This is a genomic window from Mycolicibacterium moriokaense, assembly GCF_010726085.1.
GTDB classification, from domain to species: Bacteria; Actinomycetota; Actinomycetes; order Mycobacteriales; family Mycobacteriaceae; genus Mycobacterium; species Mycobacterium moriokaense.
Genome location: NZ_AP022560.1, coordinates 1,152,684 through 1,171,646 on the forward strand (window position 1 = coordinate 1,152,684; position 18,963 = coordinate 1,171,646).

The 18,963-nt window shown below is 67.0% G+C and carries 20 protein-coding genes; 14 read left to right on the top strand and 6 right to left on the bottom strand.

Annotated features, from left to right (window positions below; translation table 11 throughout):
- Positions 1–61 precede the first annotated feature (61 nt).
- The 5 genes from G6N43_RS05555 to G6N43_RS05575 all read left to right on the top strand — a co-directional run bounded on the left by G6N43_RS05555 (position 62) and on the right by G6N43_RS05575 (position 4,432).
- Positions 62–1,261 carry a DUF6779 domain-containing protein gene (locus tag G6N43_RS05555; RefSeq protein WP_179967971.1) on the top strand — a complete coding sequence of 400 codons (1,200 nt, stop codon included), beginning with the start codon at positions 62–64 and terminating at the stop codon, positions 1,259–1,261.
- A gap of 89 nt (positions 1,262–1,350) precedes the next feature.
- Positions 1,351–2,274, top strand: coding sequence for a Rossmann-like and DUF2520 domain-containing protein (locus tag G6N43_RS05560; RefSeq protein ID WP_083155131.1), 924 nt, complete (start codon positions 1,351–1,353; stop codon positions 2,272–2,274).
- A complete protein-coding gene (gene panC, locus G6N43_RS05565) occupies positions 2,271–3,206 on the top strand; it encodes a pantoate--beta-alanine ligase (protein WP_083155127.1) in 936 nt (311 codons plus the stop codon). Before G6N43_RS05560 ends, panC begins: the two co-directional genes overlap by 4 nt.
- Complete coding sequence (gene panD / locus G6N43_RS05570) at positions 3,206–3,613, top strand: aspartate 1-decarboxylase (RefSeq protein WP_083155125.1); 408 nt, start codon at positions 3,206–3,208, stop codon at positions 3,611–3,613. The genes panC and panD overlap by 1 nt, the downstream gene beginning before the upstream one ends.
- Before the next feature lie 3 nt (positions 3,614–3,616).
- Complete coding sequence (locus G6N43_RS05575; RefSeq protein WP_083155122.1) at positions 3,617–4,432, top strand: type III pantothenate kinase; 816 nt, start codon at positions 3,617–3,619, stop codon at positions 4,430–4,432.
- Between the two features lie 56 nt (positions 4,433–4,488).
- Here G6N43_RS05575 and G6N43_RS05580 read toward each other — a convergent pair whose 3' ends face one another.
- Positions 4,489–5,724, bottom strand: a complete 1,236-nt coding sequence (locus G6N43_RS05580) for an alanine racemase (RefSeq protein ID WP_083155120.1) — start codon at positions 5,722–5,724, stop codon at positions 4,489–4,491.
- 23 nt (positions 5,725–5,747) lie between these two features.
- Here G6N43_RS05580 and lysS point away from each other — a divergent pair, with 23 nt between their 5' ends.
- From lysS to G6N43_RS05610, 6 genes are all read left to right on the top strand, one after another.
- Positions 5,748–7,256 carry a lysine--tRNA ligase gene (gene lysS, locus G6N43_RS05585; protein WP_083155117.1) on the top strand — a complete coding sequence of 503 codons (1,509 nt, stop codon included), beginning with the start codon at positions 5,748–5,750 and terminating at the stop codon, positions 7,254–7,256.
- 112 nt (positions 7,257–7,368) lie between these two features.
- Positions 7,369–7,710, top strand: a complete 342-nt coding sequence (gene lsr2 / locus G6N43_RS05590; RefSeq protein ID WP_083155115.1) for a histone-like nucleoid-structuring protein Lsr2 — start codon at positions 7,369–7,371, stop codon at positions 7,708–7,710.
- A 240-nt stretch (positions 7,711–7,950) separates the two neighbouring features.
- On the top strand, positions 7,951–10,491 hold the full coding sequence (gene clpC1, locus G6N43_RS05595) for an ATP-dependent protease ATP-binding subunit ClpC (RefSeq protein ID WP_083155112.1): 2,541 nt from the start codon (positions 7,951–7,953) through the stop codon (positions 10,489–10,491).
- A gap of 219 nt (positions 10,492–10,710) precedes the next feature.
- Positions 10,711–10,935, top strand: a complete 225-nt coding sequence (locus G6N43_RS05600; RefSeq protein ID WP_083155109.1) for a CbtB domain-containing protein — start codon at positions 10,711–10,713, stop codon at positions 10,933–10,935.
- Positions 10,936–10,945: 10 nt separating this feature from the next.
- Positions 10,946–11,749: a CbtA family protein gene (locus G6N43_RS05605; RefSeq protein WP_083155106.1), complete on the top strand. Its 804-nt coding sequence runs from the start codon at positions 10,946–10,948 to the stop codon at positions 11,747–11,749.
- 10 nt (positions 11,750–11,759) lie between these two features.
- Positions 11,760–12,311, top strand: a complete 552-nt coding sequence (locus G6N43_RS05610; protein ID WP_083155097.1) for a histidine phosphatase family protein — start codon at positions 11,760–11,762, stop codon at positions 12,309–12,311.
- On the opposite strand, the gene G6N43_RS05615 is transcribed toward G6N43_RS05610, so the two are convergent.
- Both G6N43_RS05615 and mhuD read right to left on the bottom strand, forming a co-directional pair.
- A complete protein-coding gene (locus G6N43_RS05615) occupies positions 12,308–13,675 on the bottom strand; it encodes a serine hydrolase (RefSeq protein WP_083155095.1) in 1,368 nt (455 codons plus the stop codon). The genes G6N43_RS05610 and G6N43_RS05615 overlap by 4 nt on opposite strands.
- A complete protein-coding gene (gene mhuD, locus G6N43_RS05620) occupies positions 13,644–13,955 on the bottom strand; it encodes a mycobilin-forming heme oxygenase MhuD (RefSeq protein ID WP_083155093.1) in 312 nt (103 codons plus the stop codon). Before mhuD ends, G6N43_RS05615 begins: the two co-directional genes overlap by 32 nt.
- 53 nt (positions 13,956–14,008) lie before the next feature.
- Here mhuD and G6N43_RS05625 point away from each other — a divergent pair, with 53 nt between their 5' ends.
- The gene (locus G6N43_RS05625) at positions 14,009–14,788 is read left to right on the top strand and encodes an alpha/beta fold hydrolase (RefSeq protein WP_083155091.1); all 780 of its coding nucleotides are present in this window, start codon (positions 14,009–14,011) and stop codon (positions 14,786–14,788) included.
- On the opposite strand, the gene G6N43_RS05630 is transcribed toward G6N43_RS05625, so the two are convergent.
- Positions 14,762–15,013 carry a hypothetical protein gene (locus tag G6N43_RS05630; protein WP_083155089.1) on the bottom strand — a complete coding sequence of 84 codons (252 nt, stop codon included), beginning with the start codon at positions 15,011–15,013 and terminating at the stop codon, positions 14,762–14,764. The genes G6N43_RS05625 and G6N43_RS05630 overlap by 27 nt on opposite strands.
- A 71-nt stretch (positions 15,014–15,084) precedes the next feature.
- Between G6N43_RS05630 and G6N43_RS05635 the strand changes: the two genes are divergently transcribed.
- Positions 15,085–16,065, top strand: coding sequence for a helix-turn-helix domain-containing protein (locus G6N43_RS05635; RefSeq protein WP_083155087.1), 981 nt, complete (start codon positions 15,085–15,087; stop codon positions 16,063–16,065).
- Between the two features lie 6 nt (positions 16,066–16,071).
- Here the strand turns inward: G6N43_RS05635 and G6N43_RS05640 are convergent, their stop codons facing one another.
- Both G6N43_RS05640 and G6N43_RS05645 read right to left on the bottom strand, forming a co-directional pair.
- On the bottom strand, positions 16,072–17,430 hold the full coding sequence (locus G6N43_RS05640; RefSeq protein ID WP_083155085.1) for a bifunctional lipase/adenylate cyclase LipJ: 1,359 nt from the start codon (positions 17,428–17,430) through the stop codon (positions 16,072–16,074).
- Positions 17,431–17,443: 13 nt separating this feature from the next.
- Positions 17,444–18,313: an iron-sulfur binding domain-containing protein gene (locus G6N43_RS05645; RefSeq protein ID WP_083155083.1), complete on the bottom strand. Its 870-nt coding sequence runs from the start codon at positions 18,311–18,313 to the stop codon at positions 17,444–17,446.
- On the opposite strand from G6N43_RS05645, the gene G6N43_RS05650 reads away from it, so the two are divergent.
- The gene (locus G6N43_RS05650; RefSeq protein WP_083155399.1) at positions 18,312–18,932 is read left to right on the top strand and encodes a carbonic anhydrase; all 621 of its coding nucleotides are present in this window, start codon (positions 18,312–18,314) and stop codon (positions 18,930–18,932) included. The two genes, G6N43_RS05645 and G6N43_RS05650, sit on opposite strands and share 2 nt — an antisense overlap.
- Positions 18,933–18,963: the final 31 nt, after the last annotated feature.

The window sequence follows — 18,963 nt, forward strand, 5'->3', positions numbered from 1 at the left end:
GGCGGCCGAATCGCCGCCGAGGACGACACGCGGAGTGACCAGTGGCGGGTACAGTCGCCCCATGACCGAACCGACCCGCAGCGCCAGGCCTCGGCGCAGCGCGCGTCGGCCCGGTTGGGTGCTGCTGACGGTGTTGCTGGTACTCGCAATCGGATCCAGTTCTGCCCTTGTGTTCACCAACCGGGTCGAGTTGCTGAAACTCGCTGTCATCCTGGCGCTCTGGGCGGCGGTGGTGGCGGCGTTCGTGTCGGTCATCTACCGCAGACAGAGCGATATCGACCAGGCGAAGGTTCGCGACCTCAAACTCGTCTACGACCTCCAGTTGGATCGTGAGATCTCCGCGCGCCGCGAGTACGAGTTGTCGGTGGAGACGCAGCTGCGCCGCGAACTGGTATCCGAACTGCGCGCGCAGGCGGCCGACGAGGTGGCCGGCCTGCGGGCCGAACTCGCCGCGCTGCGCGCCAACCTGGAGATCCTGTTCGACGCCGACCTTTCGCACCGGCCCGCACTGGAAACCGACCGGGAATGGGCGCCCACTCCGGAGCCCGCGGGCCGGGTCACCGCCAGCCGCATCGACACCGAAGACCGCGTCGAGACCGACTTCCACACCGACGAGAGCCCGATCATCGACGTGCCGGAGGAACCGCATCCGCCCGAGTACGAGTGGGTGCCGCCGGCCGGTCCTGGCGGTGCGCACCGCAGGGCGGGCGAGGCGGAACGCGCAGCCGCACATTATGAAGCCGCACATTATGCGGCCACGCCGTCGGTCCCGCCGCCCACCGACAACGAGCGCACCACCCAATTCTCCTGGCCCGTAGGGCAAGAACCCCCGAAGGCGCCCGAGCCGGCGCCTCCACCACCCGAGCCGGAGCCGGTATCCGACTGGCAGCCCGCACCCGCCGAAGGTCGCTTTATTCCGGCGGGGGCACCGGGCAGCAACTGGGTGGCGCCTGCGGAACAGCCGACCGACAACGGATCCTCCGAGGAGTACGTCGGCAGGCGACGCGCCCGCGAGTCCGATCCGGAACCCGCGATGTCGACACCACCGTCCGAGCCGCCGCGCGGCAGGCACTCGGTGGGACCCGAGGTCGTCGATCCGGGTAAGCCCCCTGTGCCGCCTCAGCCGGAGCCCGAGCCGCGCAGGTCGCGACACCGCAGTGCCGACGAGGACGGGAGCGGCGGACAGACGGTCGCCGAGCTCCTGGCGCGGCTGCAGGCCACCCCTTCGGGGGGCGGGCGTCGTCGCCGTCGCGAGGAGTGAGCTAGGCTTCGGTGACCGTCCGGTACCCGCATTGCAGGACCGGAACGAAGAAACTCTCGACATTCAGCGAGGTCGTCTGCGTGGTTTCAATGGGGACCCCCTCTGACGGATTCCGCCCGGCGCGGCTCACGATCGGCATTGTTTCCGCTGGTCGGGTGGGTACTGCGCTCGGTGTGGCCTTGGAGCGCGCCGAGCATGTCGTCGTCGCGTGCAGCGCCATCTCGCATGCGTCGCGCGAGCGTGCGCAGCGCCGACTGCCCGACACCGCGGTGCTGCCGGTGGACGAGGTCGCCGGCCGTGCCGAACTGCTTCTGCTGGCCGTCCCCGACGCTGCGCTGCCCGGCCTGGTCTCAGGACTGGCGAAGACCCATGCGGTTCGGCCGGGGACGATCGTGGCGCACACATCGGGGGCCAACGGCATCGGGGTGCTGGCGTCGCTGACCGAGCAGGGCTGCATACCGCTGGCCATCCACCCCGCGATGACCTTCACCGGTGCCGACGAGGACATCGTCCGCCTGTCCGACACCTGCTTCGGCGTCACAGCGGCCGACGAAGTCGGATACGCGATCGCACAGTCGCTGGTGCTGGAGATCGGCGGCGAACCGTTCCGCATCCGCGAAGATGCGCGCACGCTGTATCACGCCGCCCTGGCGCATGCGAGCAACCACGTCGTCACCGTGCTGCTCGACGCGGTCGAGGCGCTGCGCTCCGCGCTGTGGGGACAGGAACTGCTCGGGCAGGAAATCGTCGGTGACGCACCGGGAGGCATCGCCGAACGGGTCATCGGTCCGCTGGCGCGCGCATCGCTGGAGAATGCGCTGGCGCGCGGTCAGAGCGCGCTGACCGGTCCGGTCGCCCGCGGGGACGCCGACGCGATCGCACGCCATCTGGAGGCGCTGACCGAGGTCGATCCTCAACTCGCACAGGCATATCGAACCAACTCGTTGCGTACCGCACAGCGTGCGCATGCTCCCGACGAGGTGCTCGCGGTGCTCACGGAGGCAACACGATGATCACCACCGCGAAGCCACAGTTCAATGCGGGCGAGCTGAACGTCTACTCCGCGCCGCGCGATGTCTCGAACGTCACGAAAGCCCTTCGCGCGACCGGCCGCAGGGTGATGCTGGTGCCCACGATGGGTGCGCTGCACGAGGGGCACCTGACGCTGATCCGGTCGGCGAAGCGGGTCCAGGGTGCGGTCGTGGTGGTGTCGATCTTCGTGAACCCGTTGCAGTTCGGTGCCAACGAAGACCTCGACGCATACCCGCGCACCCTCGAGGACGACCTCGCCGCCCTGCGTGAAGAACGGGTCGAGATCGCCTTCACCCCGACGGTCGCCGACATGTACCCGCAGGGCACCCGCACCTCCGTCCATCCGGGACCGCTCGGTGAACAACTCGAAGGTGCCGCGCGGCCAACACATTTCGCCGGCGTGCTGACCGTTGTGCTCAAACTGCTGAACATCGTCCACCCGGACCGCGCGTTCTTCGGCGAGAAGGATTATCAGCAGCTGACGCTGATCCGGCAGATGGTCGCCGACCTCGACATCGATACCCAGATCGTCGGAGTGCCGATCGTCCGCGAAGCGGACGGCCTGGCGATGTCGTCACGCAACCGCTACCTCAACGATGTCGAACGCGAACAGGCGGGCGCGCTTTCGGCCGCGCTGCTTGCCGGAATGTACGCCGCAGGCGAGGGTTCGACCGCCGCGCTGGACGCCGCCCGCGCGGTGCTCGACGAGGTGCCTGCCATCGATGTGGACTACCTGGAGGTGCGCGACCCGATGCTGGGGCCTGCACCCGCCGAGGGCGCGGCGCGCATGCTCATCGCCGCCCGGCTCGGACGAACCCGACTGCTGGACAACATCGCCGTCGACATCGGAGTGCCATCCGGACCAGGGCCCCATGTCGAGTACGACGAGCACGAACTACCCTGGAGGAACTGATGTTACGGACCATGCTCAAGTCGAAGATCCACCGCGCCACGGTGACCCAGGCCGACCTGCACTACGTCGGCTCGGTGACCATCGACGCCGATCTGATGGACGCCGCCGACCTGCTCGAGGGTGAGCAGGTCACGATCGTCGACATTGACAACGGTGCACGACTGGTGACCTACGCGATCACCGGCGAACGCGGCAGCGGCGTCATCGGGATCAACGGTGCGGCAGCGCATCTGGTGCATCCCGGCGACCTGGTGATCCTGATCGCCTACGGCGCGATGGACGACGCCGAGGCGCGCAGGTACCAGCCGCGAGTGGTTTTCGTCGACGCCGATAACAAGCAGATCGACCTCGGTCACGATCCCGCCCATGTGCCGGCGGACGCGTCCGAGCTGATGTCGCCGCGGTGATTCATGCTGCTCGCAATCGACGTTCGTAACACGCACACCGTCGTCGGGCTGGTGTCCGGCTCGGGTGATCACGCAAAAGTGGTGCACCACTGGCGGATTCGCACCGAATCCGAAGTCACCGCCGACGAGCTGGCGCTGACCATCGACGGCCTCATCGGCGACGACGCCGAACGGCTGACGGGAGCCGCGGGACTGTCCACCGTGCCATCAGTGCTGCACGAGGTGCGCGTGATGCTAGAGCAGTACTGGCCGTCGGTGCCGCACGTGCTCATCGAACCTGGGGTGCGCACCGGTATACCCCTGCTGGTCGACAACCCCAAAGAGGTCGGCGCCGACCGCATCGTCAACTGCCTGGCCGCCTACCACAAGTACGGTACCGCCGCGATCGTCGTGGATTTCGGTTCCTCGATCTGCGTCGACGTCGTCTCGGCCAAGGGTGAATTTCTCGGCGGCGCAATCGCTCCCGGCGTGCAGGTGTCCTCGGACGCCGCGGCCGCGCGATCGGCGGCGTTGCGCCGCGTCGAGCTGACGCGGCCGCGGTCGGTCATCGGCAAGAACACCGTCGAATGCATGCAGGCAGGCGCGGTGTTCGGATTCGCCGGCCTGGTCGACGGATTGGTGAACCGCATCCGCGAGGACGTCGACGGCTTCGGCGGCGACGACATCACCGTCGTGGCCACCGGGCACGGTGCGCCACTGGTTCTTCCGGATCTGCACACCGTCGAGCACTACGACCGGCATCTCACTCTCGACGGCCTGCGACTGGTGTTCGAGCGCAACCGCGACAGCCAGCGCGGCCGCCTCAAGCAGGCGCGCTAATTCAGCGATTTCGGCGTGCTGGGTCACGCTCAGCGAGACTTAGCACGCCGAAATCACTAGAAAAACGTGCGGATCAGGTCGACGACGCGGCCGTCCCCGTCGAGCAGCGGGATCATCGGCCACTTGTCGAAGACGGTGCACGGGTGACTGATCCCGAACTCCAGCCAGTCGCCGACCTCCACGCGCTCGTCGCCAAGCCGTAGGTACGCGTGCTGATCATTGAGCTTGACGACGCGTGCCGTCGGAAGACCCTGGGGGACCGGCAGATCCTGGTCGAAGGACACGTCGCGGCGCCCCATCGTCACGATCGCGAGGTCCGGCTCGGGACGTGACACGACCTGCGCCCACACGCTCAGCGCCGGCCGCAGGCCGTCCCGCAACGGCGACGTGCGGCGATAGAGGCCGTCGTCGTGCGTCAGGTAGCACCCGCTGCGCAGGACCGTCCGCACGCGCAGCCCCGCAGGCCATCCGGTGAGCTCGTCGGCGACCACATCGAAATACGTGCTGCCGCCCGCCGTCGCGATCACGTCGTCGGTTTCGAAGATCGGCGCCAGCCGCAGTACCGCGGCGCGGATGTCGGCCAGATAGGACCGGACATGGGTTACCGCCTCGGCGGTCACATCGTGACCCAGCGCCGCCTCGTAGCCCGCCACACCGACCAGCCGCAGCCGCGGCGATGCGACGACTGCGCGGGCCACCTCGTCGACGGCGTCCGCCCCACGACAGCCCGTTCGGCCGCGTGCCATGCCCACCTCGACGCACACGTCCGCCGGCCGCACGGCACCCGCCGCCGCCAGCGTCGAGGTCATCAGCTCGACGCCGCGCACCGAGTCGGCCCAGCACACCAGGGTGAAGTCCGGATGCGCGTCGAGTTCGGCGGCCAGCCAGCGCAGCGCCGCCTCGTCGACCAGCTCGTTGGCCAGCACGACATCGGTCACGCCGAACGCACGGAAGATACGGGTCTGGCTGACGGTGGCGACGGTAACGGCGCACGCGCCCGCCTCCAGCTGCCGCGCCAGCAGCTGAGGGGACATGTGCGTCTTACCGTGTGGCGCAAGCTCGACGCCACGCTGCCGGCACCACTGCGCCATGGCCGCAACGTTGTGCGCCAACGCGTCGGCGCGCAGCACGCACATCGGGCCGACGGCGCCCTCCTCGAGCAGCCGGGGTGATGCCGCGCACACGTCGGCGGGGGTATGGCCCCACCACGACGCAGGCAGAGCCTTGAAGCGCCAGTCGAGCGGCTCCTCGGCGAGGGCGCCGACCGCCGCTGCGTTGATGGGGGTGTCCACGCGTTGATTTAAGCTGGCCAGTCGTGACCGCACCTGACCCGCCCGAAACCGATATCCCTGAGCAGTACCGAATCCGCCAGGGCAAGCGGGAGCGTCTGCTGGCGCAGGGGCGGGATCCGTATCCGGTCGAAGTTCCGCGTACGCACACCCTCCTCGAGATTCGCCAGACCTATCCGGACCTGGAGCCGGAGGAAGAAACCGGCCTCATCGTCGGAATTGCGGGCCGCGTGATGTTCGCGCGCAATTCCGGGAAATTGTGTTTCGCGACACTGCAAGAGGGCGACGGCACACAACTGCAGGTGATGATCAGCCTCGACCGGGTCGGTCAGGAATCGCTGGACTCGTGGAAGTCCGACGTCGACCTCGGCGACATTGTTTTCGTTCACGGTGAGGTGATCAGCTCGCGGCGCGGGGAATTGTCGGTGCTCGCTGATTCGTGGCAGATCGTTTCAAAAGCACTGCGTCCGCTTCCCGTCGCTCACAAAGAGATGAGCGAAGAATCCCGCGTACGGCAGCGCTATGTGGATCTGATCGTCCGCCCGGAGGCCAGGACCATCGCGCGTCAGCGGGTCGCCGTGGTGCGCGCCGTGCGTTCGGCGCTGGAGCGGCGCGGGTTCCTCGAGGTCGAGACGCCGATGCTGCAGACACTCGCCGGCGGTGCGGCGGCCAGGCCGTTCGTCACGCATTCCAACGCCCTAGACGCCGATCTCTACCTTCGCATCGCCCCCGAACTTTTCCTGAAACGCTGCCTAGTCGGCGGTTTCGAGAAGGTCTTCGAGTTGAATCGCGTGTTCCGAAACGAAGGCGCGGATTGGACGCATTCTCCGGAATTCGCAATGCTCGAGACTTATCAGGCCTATGGCACGTATGACGATTCCGCCATCGTCACGCGCGAGCTAATTCAGGAGGTCGCCGATGAGGCGATCGGCACCAGGCAGGTGCCATTGCCTGATGGCAGCGTATACGACCTCGACGGTGAATGGGAATCAATTCAAATGTATTCATCGCTGTCGGAAGCGCTCGGTGAGGAGATCACCCCGCAGACCACCGCCGAGTACCTATGGGAGACAGCCGATCGGCTGGGTCTGGAGATCCCGCGGGACCGCGGCTACGGGCACGGGAAACTGGTCGAGGAACTGTGGGAGCACACCGTCGGGAAGAAGCTGTGGGCGCCGACCTTCGTCAGGGACTTTCCGGTCGAAACCACGCCGCTGACGCGGTCACACCGCAGCATCGAAGGCGTAACCGAGAAGTGGGACCTGTACATTCGACGCGTCGAGCTGGCCACCGGCTATTCGGAGCTCATCGATCCCGTCATCCAACGCGAAAGGTTCGAGGCCCAGGCGCGGGCCGCCGCCGCGGGCGATGACGAGGCCATGGTGCTGGACGAGGACTTCCTCGCGGCCCTGGAGTATGCGATGCCGCCCTCGACGGGGACCGGAATGGGTATCGACAGATTGTTGATGGCTTTGACGGGACTCTCGATTCGCGAGACAGTTTTGTTCCCGATTGTTCGCCGGCATAGCAACTGATCAGCCAAATTTCTGATCTTGTTGAATGCGTTGTCTGAATATGGCAGATTGAACCCGGGGGTCGAATTTATCCAATGAACCAGGGTGTTGCCGAGAAGGGCGTGGTGGGGTAATGGCGAAGAAAGTGACCGTCACGTTGGTCGATGATTTCGACGGCGAAGGCGCGGCCGATGAAACCGTTGAATTCGGGCTGGACGGGGTCACCTACGAGATCGACCTTTCTTCGAAAAATGCCGCAAAACTGCGTAACGACCTGAAGCAATGGGTCGAGGCCGGACGCCGGGTCGGTGGACGCCGCCGCGGCCGGTCGGCAGGTTCAGGGCGCGGACGCGCTGCGATCGATCGCGAGCAGAGCGCCGCGATCCGCGAGTGGGCCCGCCGCAACGGCCACAATGTGTCGACCCGCGGGCGCATCCCGGCGGACGTCATCGACGCATTCCACGCGGCGACCTAGCGGCCACCTGAGGGCCCGTTTCGCGGGCCGCGAAACCGCTGCAGCGAATCAGCGGAAACAAACCTGCCGCTCGAACGTTGGTAACTACGAGCGCCTGGGTACGTCAACCGCACACTTCCTCTCAGAGCAGACCGGGAGGCGGGGCGTCTCCGACCGTCGCCCATTAGAGTGGATGGCAGGTGCGTGCACTTCTACAAGTGCAAGGCGCCGAGTCTATTGATGGAGAGCAGGTAACCACCGATGTTCGAGAGATTTACCGACCGTGCGCGTCGGGTTGTCGTCCTGGCCCAGGAAGAGGCCCGGATGCTCAACCACAACTACATCGGGACCGAGCACATCCTCTTGGGACTCATCCACGAGGGCGAGGGTGTAGCCGCCAAGTCGCTGGAGTCGCTGGGCATCTCGCTCGAAGGCGTTCGCAGCCAGGTCGAGGAGATCATCGGCCAGGGCCAGCAGGCGCCGTCCGGGCACATCCCCTTCACCCCCCGCGCCAAGAAGGTGCTGGAACTGTCGCTGCGCGAGGCGCTGCAGCTCGGCCACAACTACATCGGCACCGAGCACATTCTGCTCGGCCTGATTCGCGAGGGCGAGGGCGTGGCCGCTCAGGTGCTCGTAAAGCTCGGCGCCGAGCTGACCCGGGTGCGTCAGCAGGTCATCCAGCTGCTGAGCGGATACCAGGGCAAGGAGACCGCGGAAGCCGGCACCGGCGGACGTGGTGGCGAGGCGGGCAACCCGTCCACCTCGCTGGTGCTCGACCAGTTCGGTCGCAATCTGACCGCCGCAGCCATGGAGGGCAAGCTCGATCCGGTCATCGGCCGCGAGAAGGAAATCGAGCGCGTCATGCAGGTGCTGAGCCGGCGCACCAAGAACAACCCGGTGCTGATCGGTGAGCCCGGCGTCGGAAAGACCGCAGTCGTCGAGGGCCTGGCGCAGGCCATCGTGCACGGCGAGGTCCCAGAGACGCTGAAGGACAAGCAGCTCTACACGCTCGACCTGGGTTCCCTGGTGGCGGGCAGCCGCTACCGCGGTGACTTCGAGGAACGCCTGAAGAAGGTGCTCAAGGAGATCAACACGCGCGGCGACATCATCCTGTTCATCGACGAGCTGCACACGCTCGTCGGCGCAGGTGCCGCCGAGGGCGCCATTGACGCCGCCAGCATCCTCAAGCCGAAGCTGGCACGCGGCGAGCTGCAGACCATCGGAGCCACCACGCTCGACGAGTACCGCAAGTACATCGAGAAGGACGCCGCCCTGGAGCGCCGGTTCCAGCCGGTGCAGGTCGGCGAGCCGACGGTCGAGCACACCATCGAGATCCTCAAGGGGCTGCGCGACCGATACGAGGCACACCACCGCGTCTCGATCACCGATCCCGCGATCGTGGCTGCGGCCACGCTGGCCGACCGCTACATCAACGACCGGTTCCTGCCGGACAAGGCGATCGACCTGATCGACGAGGCCGGTGCCCGGATGCGCATCCGCCGGATGACCGCTCCGCCGGACCTTCGCGAGTTCGACGAGAAGATCGCCGAGGCTCGCCGTGAGAAGGAATCCGCGATCGACGCGCAGGATTTCGAGAAGGCCGCCAGCCTCCGTGACAAGGAGAAGCAGCTGGTTGCGCAGCGCGCTGAGCGCGAGAAGCAGTGGCGCTCAGGTGATCTCGATGTCGTCGCCGAGGTCGACGATGAGCAGATCGCCGAGGTGCTCGGTAACTGGACCGGCATCCCCGTGTTCAAGCTCACCGAGGCAGAGACCACGCGGTTGCTGCGCATGGAGGAGGAGCTGCACAAGCGGATCATCGGCCAGGAGGACGCCGTCAAGGCCGTCTCCAAGGCCATCCGGCGTACCCGCGCTGGGCTGAAGGATCCGAAGCGGCCCTCGGGCTCGTTCATCTTCGCCGGCCCGTCCGGTGTCGGTAAGACCGAGCTGTCCAAGGCGCTCGCGGAGTTCCTGTTCGGCGACGACGACGCGCTCATCCAGATCGACATGGGCGAGTTCCACGACCGCTTCACCGCCTCGCGGCTGTTCGGCGCCCCTCCGGGGTACGTCGGCTACGAGGAGGGCGGCCAGCTCACCGAGAAGGTGCGGCGCAAGCCGTTCTCGGTGGTCCTGTTCGACGAGATCGAGAAGGCGCACCAGGAGATCTACAACAGCCTGTTGCAGGTCCTCGAGGACGGCCGTCTCACCGACGGTCAGGGTCGCACCGTCGACTTCAAGAACACCGTGCTGATCTTCACGTCGAACCTGGGCACGTCCGACATTTCCAAGGCGGTCGGCCTCGGCTTCAGCCAGGGTGGCGGCGAGAACAACTACGAGCGGATGAAGCAGAAGGTCAACGACGAGCTGAAGAAGCACTTCCGCCCGGAGTTCCTCAACCGCATCGACGACATCATCGTCTTCCACCAGCTGACTCGCGACGAGATCATCCAGATGGTCGACCTGATGATCGGCCGGGTCCAGAAGCAGCTCAAGGGCAAGGACATGGACATGGTACTGACCGACAAGGCCAAGGCCCTGTTGGCCAAGCGCGGCTTCGATCCCGTGCTCGGTGCGCGGCCTCTGCGGCGCACCATCCAGCGCGAGATCGAGGACCAGCTGTCCGAGAAGATCCTCTTCGAGGAGGTCGGCCCCGGCCAGCTCGTCACCGTCGACGTCGACAACTGGGACGGCGAGGGCGCGGGCGAGGACGCGGTCTTCACCTTCACCGGCACCAAGAAGCCGGCCACGGTGGAGGAGCCGGACCTGGCTCAGGCCGGCGCCGCAGGAGCGACCACCGCCGAGTAAATCGAACGGCAGGAAAGGCCCCGAGACCATCACGGTCTCGGGGCCTTTCTAGGTGGGGTCGCCGAACGCTGGACCGTCTGCTTAGGATGCTGATGTAATCGACGGGCGAAGGAATCTGGTGAGAATCCAGAACGGTCGCGCCACTGTGTGAAGTCAGACCCGACGTCAGTCGTCAACACCTGAAGCTGGGACGCGCAATCCCGGGAAGGATCCTGATCCATGACCTCTCCAGAGGCCCGCAAGACCCTGACATCTCAGGCCCGCCCAATCGACTTCTCCGCCACCAAGGCGGCGGTCTGGCTGACGCTCACCGCGTTCTTCGCCCTGCTGGTCATGTACTTCATCGGGATGGATCAGGGCGCGACGTCGGTGTTCGGCAGCAACACCGTCGTCCATGAGTTCGTGCACGACGCCCGGCACCTGCTCGGCTTCCCCTGTCACTGACGCCGGGCACATGGAAAAGCAGATCATCTGGCGCGGCCTGCTGGCCGGCGCCCTGGCCGGGGTGCTTTCGTTCATCTTCTCCCGGATCTTCATCGAGCCGACGATCGAGAAGGCCATCGATTACGAGGACGGCATCGGCGAGGCACGTGAGGCGCTGTCGGGGGCTGCGGCCGGCCATGACCACGGTGGCGACGGCGCCTTCGAAGGCTTCACTCGCGCCGTGCAAATGAACATCGGGATGGGCCTTGGCGTGCTGCTGTTCAGCGTCGCGATCGGCGCGCTGTTCGCTGTGGTGTTCGCCGTGGCGTACGGGCGGGTCGGCGACGTCTCCGCACGACTGCTGTCGCTGTACGTCGCCGCCGGAATGCTGGTGAGCCTCTTCATCGTTCCCGCGCTGAAGTACCCGCCCAGCCCGCCGGCGCTGAGCCTCGACGAGACGATCCAGCAGCGCACGCTGCTGTATCTGTTGATGGTGGCGTTGTCGGCCGCGCTGTTCGTTGCCGCGGTGTATCTGGGGCGACGGCTGAGCGACAGGCTGGGGGCGTGGAACGCGGCGCTGGTGGCTGCGGGGTCCTACATCGTGGCCACGGCCGTTCTGATGCTGGTACTCCCGGCCATCGAAGAGACGCCGGGACCGCTGCTCGACGACGCGGGCACCATCGTCTACGAGGGCTTCCCCGCCGACGTCCTCTACGACTTCCGGCTCTTCTCACTGGGGAACCAGGTCGTCATCTACGCGACGATCGGTCTGGCCTTCGGCGCCATGGCGGCGAAGCTGCTCGGCGAGAAGCGGCAGGAGCGCCTCGCGGCGTGAGGCCTCCTGAGTGAGTGAGGTCGTCCGGCTGACACTCGTATCGCATGCCATGACGGATGCGATGGCAGCAGGACGCTTCCCCACCGACGAGCCGCTGAACTCGGTCGGCCATCGCCAGGTCGACGCCTCGATCGACCTCGGAGTCACCGAGCGCGCCTTCTGCGGACCCGAGAAGCGCACCCGGCAGACCGCGGAACTACTGGGCCTGCACGCGGCCGTCGACACCCGGCTCGCCGACCTCGACTGCGGCCGCTGGCGCGGCGATGTGCTCGGCGGAGTGGACTCCGCCGAGTTGGCGATCTGGCTGACGGACCCGACGCGCGCGCCGCACGGCGGCGAGTCCGTCGTCGATCTGATCGAGCGGGTGCGCGGCTGGATGGATTCGCTGACGGCGCGCCGGGCCCGGCTGGTCGCCGTCACACATCCCGCCGTCATTCGCGCCGCGATCGTGATCGCACTGGATGCACCGCCGAAGTCGTTCTGGCGCATCGACATCGAACCGGTGAGCCGCACGATGATGCACTTCCGTGGCCACGCGTGGTCACTGCGGTCGAAGCGTTAGGACGCCACGGGGATCAGATCGAAGGTCCGCTGCGCAACCGACAGCAGCCAACCCGCGGCGGTCTGACTGCGAAAGCGCGGCCAGTTCATCTGGAAGCTGACCACCCACGGTTGGCCCGTCCGGTCGACGGCGTACCAGCTGAATGTCAAGTCCCCCGGCAGATTTCCGCCCTTGGCCCCGATGTAGGACCACTTCGACTCGTCCAGCGAGATACCGGGGATCGCGGAAAGGATGTCGCGCACCGGGGCGGCCTCACCGACGGCCGCGGCCTGCAGTGCCGCGTGTACGCGGCAGATGTCGGATGCGCTGCCGTACCACTCGGCGCCGTACTCGGACGCCGGCGTGTTGGTGCGCACCGGATCCGGTTCGTACGGACGGGATTTCGTCTGCTCCAGCAGCTGCGCCCGCACCTGCGGAGTCGCATGCTTCCACTGCTCGCGAAGGTCCGGCTTGCCCCAGCCGATCGAGAACAGCTCGTGCATGGTCGGAAAAGGCGTCATGCTCGCCGGGTCGTGATGGCCCGCGGTCACCAGCGCGCGCTCGACGGCGCCAGGGCCCAGCCGCCCGATCAGCAGGTCGGTCGCCATGTTGTCGCTCGCCGAGATCATCTCCTGCGCCGCCTTGCGTACCGAGACGTGGGCACCGGGCGGAAGCTCCTCGAGGCGCGCGGATCCGACGGCCTTCACCTCCTCGGTGATCGTGAGCTGGTCGTCCCAGTCGAGGGTGCCTGCCTTGACGGCGTCCGCAACCGCAAGCAGCACATAGAGTTTGAAGATCGACGCCAGCGGTAGCGAAAGCTCGGTGTTGGTACCCGCGACACTCGAGCACTTACCGTCGTCGACCCTCGACACCTGGTAGGAATACCGCGCGCCCGTCTTCGCCAGCTCGGTGTCGATGTCGCGCCAGGTGTTGATCACCGGCTTCTGCAGCGTCACCTCGAAGCGGTCGACGAGACCTTCATCGTTGGTGCGAAGTTCGATGTCCTGCGCGACGCCGTAGGACGTCACGACGTGCAGTGTCGCCTCGCCCGCTCTGTAGTCGATGCCTGTGGCCGTGATCGGACGGTCCAGCCACAGGTTGCCCATCGCGGACGTGACGCCGTTGACCTGTTCGGGGGCCGCCAGCGTGCGCACGCCGACCGTGCCGATGGGCCACTCGGAGTTGAGCATGTCGAGGGTCTGCTTGGCGCGCAGCCCCTGTGGGGTGTTGATCTCGATCGGCACGCCGTAGGTGGCGTCGGCCACCGGGACCGGAGTTGCGCTGTTGGTACAGCCGGTCGCGAGCGCGACCACCGCCGCGACGGCAACCAGCAGGCGCGTCACGCGGTGCGCGCTACGCCTTCTGACCTGCAACGTCCAAGACAACCTCGAACTCCAGCAGCGACGCGCCGGTGGCCACAGGGTTCGTGGACTGTCCCTTGTGCGCCTCGATGGCGGGGCCGTTCGCCCACGCCTGGAACGCCTCCTCGGACTCCCACTGGGTCACCACGAAGTAGCGGTCCTCGCCCTTGACGGGGCGCAGCAGTTGAAAACCCAGGAATCCGGGCTGGTTGTCAACGGCGTGCGCGCGGTGGGCGAACCGTTTCTCCAGCTCGGGACCGGCGTTGGGCGGTACCTCGATTGCGTTGATCTTCACCACAGGCATGCGGTTCAGGCTACCGAACGAGACGCCATGCGCCTTGAAGGCATCATTGCGGCATGCAACCGTCCGCAGAAAGCGGCCTGACCGCCCGCGGCGGGCAGGGTGAGCCGCTGGTGCTGGTCCACGGTCTGATGGGCCGGGGCAGCACGTGGTCGCGGCAGCTGCCGTGGCTCACCGGGCTCGGCGCGGTGTACACCTACGACGCGCTTTGGCACCGGGGGCGCGACGTGGCCGATCCGTACCCGATCAGCACCGAACGATTCGTCGCAGACCTCGGCGCGGCCGTCGAGACGCTGGGATCGCCGGCCGTCATGGTGGGTCACTCGATGGGTGCGCTGCACTCGTGGTGCCTGGCGGCCTGTCGGCCCGAGCTGGTGCGCGCGCTCGTCGTCGAAGACATGGCGCCCGACTTCCGCGGCCGCACCACCGGCCCGTGGGAGCCCTGGCTACATGCGCTGCCGGTCGAATTCGGCACGGCGCAAAGGGTTTACGACGAGTTCGGTCCGGTTGCCGGACAGTATTTTCTCGAGGCGTTCGACCGGACCGCCACGGGTTGGCGACTACACGGTCACACGAAGACGTGGATCGAGATCGCCGCCGAATGGGGCACCCGCGACTACTGGGAGCAGTGGTCGCGGGTGCGGGTGCCCACGCTGCTGATGGAGGCCGACAACTCGGTCACCCCCGAGGGGCAGATGCGCAAAATGGCGGAGACCGGCTACCGAACCACGTATCTGCACGTGCCCGGCGCCGGTCACCTCATCCACGACGATGCGCCGCAGGTCTACCGGGAAGCGGTCGAGTCGTTCCTAGCGACGCTCGCTCAAAGCCCCTGACGCCGGCCAGGACGGTTGCTGCTCGAACCGCGTGCGCACGGCTTCGGCGTCATGGTCGATGCGGAACGCGTCGCGGTCGTCATCGAAACCCCCCGACATGGGCCCGGCCAGTCGGAACTGGTCGATCCGCAGTCGCAGGGAACCGTTGCGATGGGCGGCCCAGCTGAGGACCGTTGCCACCACAACGGGGGAGATCAGGATCAGGAAAGTGAGTGCAGTGGTCATGGCAGTAATGCTCCGCTGATAAAGATCCCGCCAACAGTGGCAGGAGAGACACCTTGCGATAAAATGCTGCCATGGCAATAAAGAGCGTATCGGCGCTGGTGCTGGACGGTCTAGCGATTTTCGAGTTCGGCGTGATCTGCGAGGTCTTCGGAATCGACAGGTCAACGGACGGGGTGCCGAACTTCGACTTCAAGGTGTGCGGACCCGAGCCCGGCAAGCCGCTGCGGACGTCCGTCGGCGCGACACTCATCCCAGACCACGGACTCGACGATCTGGTCGGCGCCGATCTCGTGGCGATCCCCGCGATCGGTGGTTCGGACTATCTGCCCGAGGCGCTGGAGGCCGTTCGGGCCGCCGCGGATTCGGGGTCGATCATCCTCACGGTGTGCTCGGGCGCCTTCGTCGCGGGCGCCGCCGGACTGCTCGACGGTAGGCCGTGCACCACCCACTGGATGCATGCCGACGAGTTGGCCCGCCAGTATCCGACCGCCAAGGTCGACCGCAACGTGCTGTTCGTCGACGACGGAAATCTGATCACCAGCGCGGGCACCGCAGCGGGCATCGACGCGTGCCTGCACCTGGTCCGTCGCGAACTGGGCAGCGAGGTCACCAACAAGATTGCCCGCCGGATGGTGGTGCCGCCGCAGCGTGACGGTGGCCAACGGCAGTACATCGACCAGCCGATACCCGTGCGGTGCTCGGAACGCTTTGCGCCGCATCTGGATTGGATCCTGGCGAACCTCGACAAGCCGCACACCGTTGCGAGTTTGGCTGCGCGCGCGCACATGTCGGCGCGCACGTTCGCGCGTCGGTTCGTCGAGGAGACCGGCCGCACACCGATGCAGTGGGTCACCGATCAGCGTGTGCTCTATGCGCGCACCCTGCTGGAGGAGACCGACCTCGACGTCGACAGCATCGCCGAGCGTTCCGGTTTCGGAACGGCGACCCTGCTGCGCCACCACTTCCGCCGGATCATCGGGGTGACGCCGTCGGACTACCGGCGCCGGTTCTCCTGTGCCACTACGGAAGAGGACGAGGCCGCCAGCGCCTGACCGCACTCAGTCGCGGACGAGCGCGTACACCCGCCACCGGCCCGGCACACCCTTGAGGTCGTGCTCGCCGCGGTCGTCGAAACTCAGCCGTGAGCCCGTGACGATCTCACGCACCGTCGACGACACCAGCACCTCGCTGGCCCCCGCCAACGCCGAAACGCGCGCGCCGATGTGCACCGCCATGCCTGCGATGTCGTCACCGCGCACCTCGACCTCGCCCGCGTGGATGCCGGCACGCACCTCGATGCCGAGCACCCGGATGGCGTCGACGATCGACGAGGCGCACTGGATGGCCGCACTGGGGCTGGGGAACATCGCGACGAATCCGTCGCCGACGGTGTTGACCTCGATGCCGCGGAACCGCTCGAGCTCGCGACGGATCAGCGTGTCGTGGTTGTCGAGAAGGGCATGCCACCGGTCATCGCCGAGTGCCGCCGCGCGCTGGGTCGACCCGACGATGTCGGTGAATACGATTGTGGTCAAGACGCGTTCGGCTTCCGAGCCGCCGCGCGAACCCGTGATGAACTCTTCGATCTCGTCGATGATCGGTGCGCTGTCGCCCACCCAGTAGAGTGCGTCCGCACCGGGCAGTTCGACGTAGCGGGCGCCCGCGATGTGTTCGGCCAGATATCGGCCGTGGCCCGCCGAAACGAACGCGGCATCGCGCCGATGCAGTATCAGCGTCGGCGCGGTGATGTGCGCCAGCTTGTCGCGCACGTCGCCCTCGGCGAGCGCCGCGCTGGATCGGCGGGCCATGCTCGGCGACGCCGCGCGATTACCCGCGGCATCCCACCAGGTGCGGAATGCGACGTCGTCGGCCACCGACGGTGCCAGGTAGGCCAGCACGTCGAATCCCCGCTCGACGGCGTCCGGCTCGATCGCGACCGTCGTGAACGGACTCGCCGCAGTGGACCGCGAACCCACCTCGTAGTCCGGCGCCCATAGCGCCCGCGCCGCGCCGTTGACGATCACCAACTTGGACACCCGCTCCGGTCGGTCGCCCGCAAGAAACAGGGCGCTCATCGCCGTGAACCCCGACGCGAAAATCGTTGCCTGCTCTGAGCCGACGGCATCCATCACCGCGACGACGTCCTCGGCCCAGCAGGCCGGGGTGATCTTGTCCGACCCGATCCGCGACGACATACCCATGCCGCGGTGATCGAACCTGATCAGCCTGCAGAACGACGCCACTCGGCGGTGGAACCGGTACATCGACGGCTCGGCGTCGATGGAGTCGATCGGGATGAAGGGCCCCGGCATGAAGACCACATCGACAGGGCCGTCGCCGAGTACTTGATAGGCGATGTCCAAGTCGCCACGTGATGCGTAGCGAGTCCGCGGCGCCCCCGATCCGGTAACTGCCACGAATCCAGGTTAGCTATTCGCCTTCTCCGGCAAGGGCGAAACGCCCGTCTGCGGTCTGCTCGACCAGGCCGTCGACCAGAAGTGAGTCCAGCGCACGATCCCGCTGCGCGGTGTCGCTCAGCCAGGCCAGGTCGAGTTGAGCCCGCGGCACCGGAGAATCGTTGTCGCGCAACACATCCAGCAACCGGCCGCGCACCTGGCGGTCGGTTCCGGCGTAACGCTGTGTCCGGCGGACCGGCGTCGTCGCTTCGGGAAATCCGTTGGCACGCCACGCGCACGTAGTCAGCGGACACACACCGCAGCGCGGCGACCGCGCCGTGCAGACCGTCGCCCCGAGTTCCATCAGTGCCACTGAAAACTGTGGCGCATCAGGACCATCGGGTAGCAGGGCGGCGACGTCGTCGAGGTCGCGTACGGATGCCGGGGAATCGGCGCGGCCGTGAACCACCCGTGCCACCACCCGACGGACGTTGGTGTCCACGACGGGCACGCGCTGGCGGTAGGCGAAGCAGGCGATGGCTCGCGCGGTGTACGCGCCGATGCCAGGAAGCGTCAACAGTGTTTCGACGTCGGACGGCACCACGTCGTCGTGCTCGGTGGCGATCACCGTCGCGCACTCGTGCAGCCGCTTGGCGCGCCGCGGATAGCCAAGTTTCCCCCAGGCGCGCAGCACATCGGCTGGGCTGGCCGCCGCGGTCGTCGACGGGGTGGGCCAGCGCGCGATCCACGCCAGCCAGACCGGCTCGACCCGTGCGACGGGCGTCTGCTGGAGCATGAACTCGCTGACCAGGATCTGCCACGGCGTGACTTCCGGCCGCCGCCAGGGCAGGTCGCGCTGTGCGCGGCCATACCAATCGAGCAGCTGAGGCACAATGTCGGTCATGCCCAACACCAGCCCAGTGACCGCGTGGAAAGCACTCAAAGAGGGTAACGAGCGCTTCGTCGCGGGAAAGCCTCTGCACCCGAGCCAGGGGATCGAGCATCGCGCCAGCCTCGCGACTGGGCAGACGCCTACCGCTGTGGTGTTCGGCTGCGCCGACAGCCGGGTGGCCGCGGAGATCATCTTCGACCAGGGGCTCGGCGACATGTTCGTGGTGCGCACCGCGGGCCACGTCATCGACTCCGCGGTGCTCGGCTCGGTGGAATACGCCGTGACCGTGCTCGACGTGCCGTTGATCGTCGTCCTCGGCCACGACAGCTGCGGCGCGGTGAAGGCGACCCTGTCGGCGCTCGACGGCGGCATGGTGCCCGGCGGTTACGTTCGCGACGTGGTCGAGCGGGTGACCCCGTCGATCCTGCTCGGCCGCCGCGACGGGTTGACCAGGGTCGACGAGTTCGAAGCGCGACACGTCATCGAGACCGGCACACAGCTGTTCAACCGCTCCACCGCCATCGCCAAGCGGATCGAAGACGGGACCCTGGCGATCGTCGGCCTGACTTACCAGCTGGCCGACGGCCGCGCGGTTTTGCGGGAGCATCTCGGCGACATCGGCGAAGGCTGACGCGCGACACGCCGAGCGACCTCGGCCGAAC

Coding starts and splice junctions, on each gene's coding strand:
- G6N43_RS05625 (WP_083155091.1), top strand. CDS start 14,009: ATGCAACCGTCCGCAGAAAGCGGCCTGACCGCCCGCGGCGGGCAGGGT.
- G6N43_RS05560 (WP_083155131.1), top strand. CDS start 1,351: ATGGGGACCCCCTCTGACGGATTCCGCCCGGCGCGGCTCACGATCGGC.
- mhuD (WP_083155093.1), bottom strand. CDS start 13,955: ATGCCTGTGGTGAAGATCAACGCAATCGAGGTACCGCCCAACGCCGGT.
- G6N43_RS05630 (WP_083155089.1), bottom strand. CDS start 15,013: ATGACCACTGCACTCACTTTCCTGATCCTGATCTCCCCCGTTGTGGTG.
- G6N43_RS05575 (WP_083155122.1), top strand. CDS start 3,617: ATGCTGCTCGCAATCGACGTTCGTAACACGCACACCGTCGTCGGGCTG.
- G6N43_RS05635 (WP_083155087.1), top strand. CDS start 15,085: ATGGCAATAAAGAGCGTATCGGCGCTGGTGCTGGACGGTCTAGCGATT.
- G6N43_RS05605 (WP_083155106.1), top strand. CDS start 10,946: ATGGAAAAGCAGATCATCTGGCGCGGCCTGCTGGCCGGCGCCCTGGCC.
- panD (WP_083155125.1), top strand. CDS start 3,206: ATGTTACGGACCATGCTCAAGTCGAAGATCCACCGCGCCACGGTGACC.
- panC (WP_083155127.1), top strand. CDS start 2,271: ATGATCACCACCGCGAAGCCACAGTTCAATGCGGGCGAGCTGAACGTC.
- G6N43_RS05650 (WP_083155399.1), top strand. CDS start 18,312: ATGCCCAACACCAGCCCAGTGACCGCGTGGAAAGCACTCAAAGAGGGT.
- clpC1 (WP_083155112.1), top strand. CDS start 7,951: ATGTTCGAGAGATTTACCGACCGTGCGCGTCGGGTTGTCGTCCTGGCC.
- lsr2 (WP_083155115.1), top strand. CDS start 7,369: ATGGCGAAGAAAGTGACCGTCACGTTGGTCGATGATTTCGACGGCGAA.
- G6N43_RS05600 (WP_083155109.1), top strand. CDS start 10,711: ATGACCTCTCCAGAGGCCCGCAAGACCCTGACATCTCAGGCCCGCCCA.
- G6N43_RS05645 (WP_083155083.1), bottom strand. CDS start 18,313: ATGACCGACATTGTGCCTCAGCTGCTCGATTGGTATGGCCGCGCACAG.
- G6N43_RS05555 (WP_179967971.1), top strand. CDS start 62: ATGACCGAACCGACCCGCAGCGCCAGGCCTCGGCGCAGCGCGCGTCGG.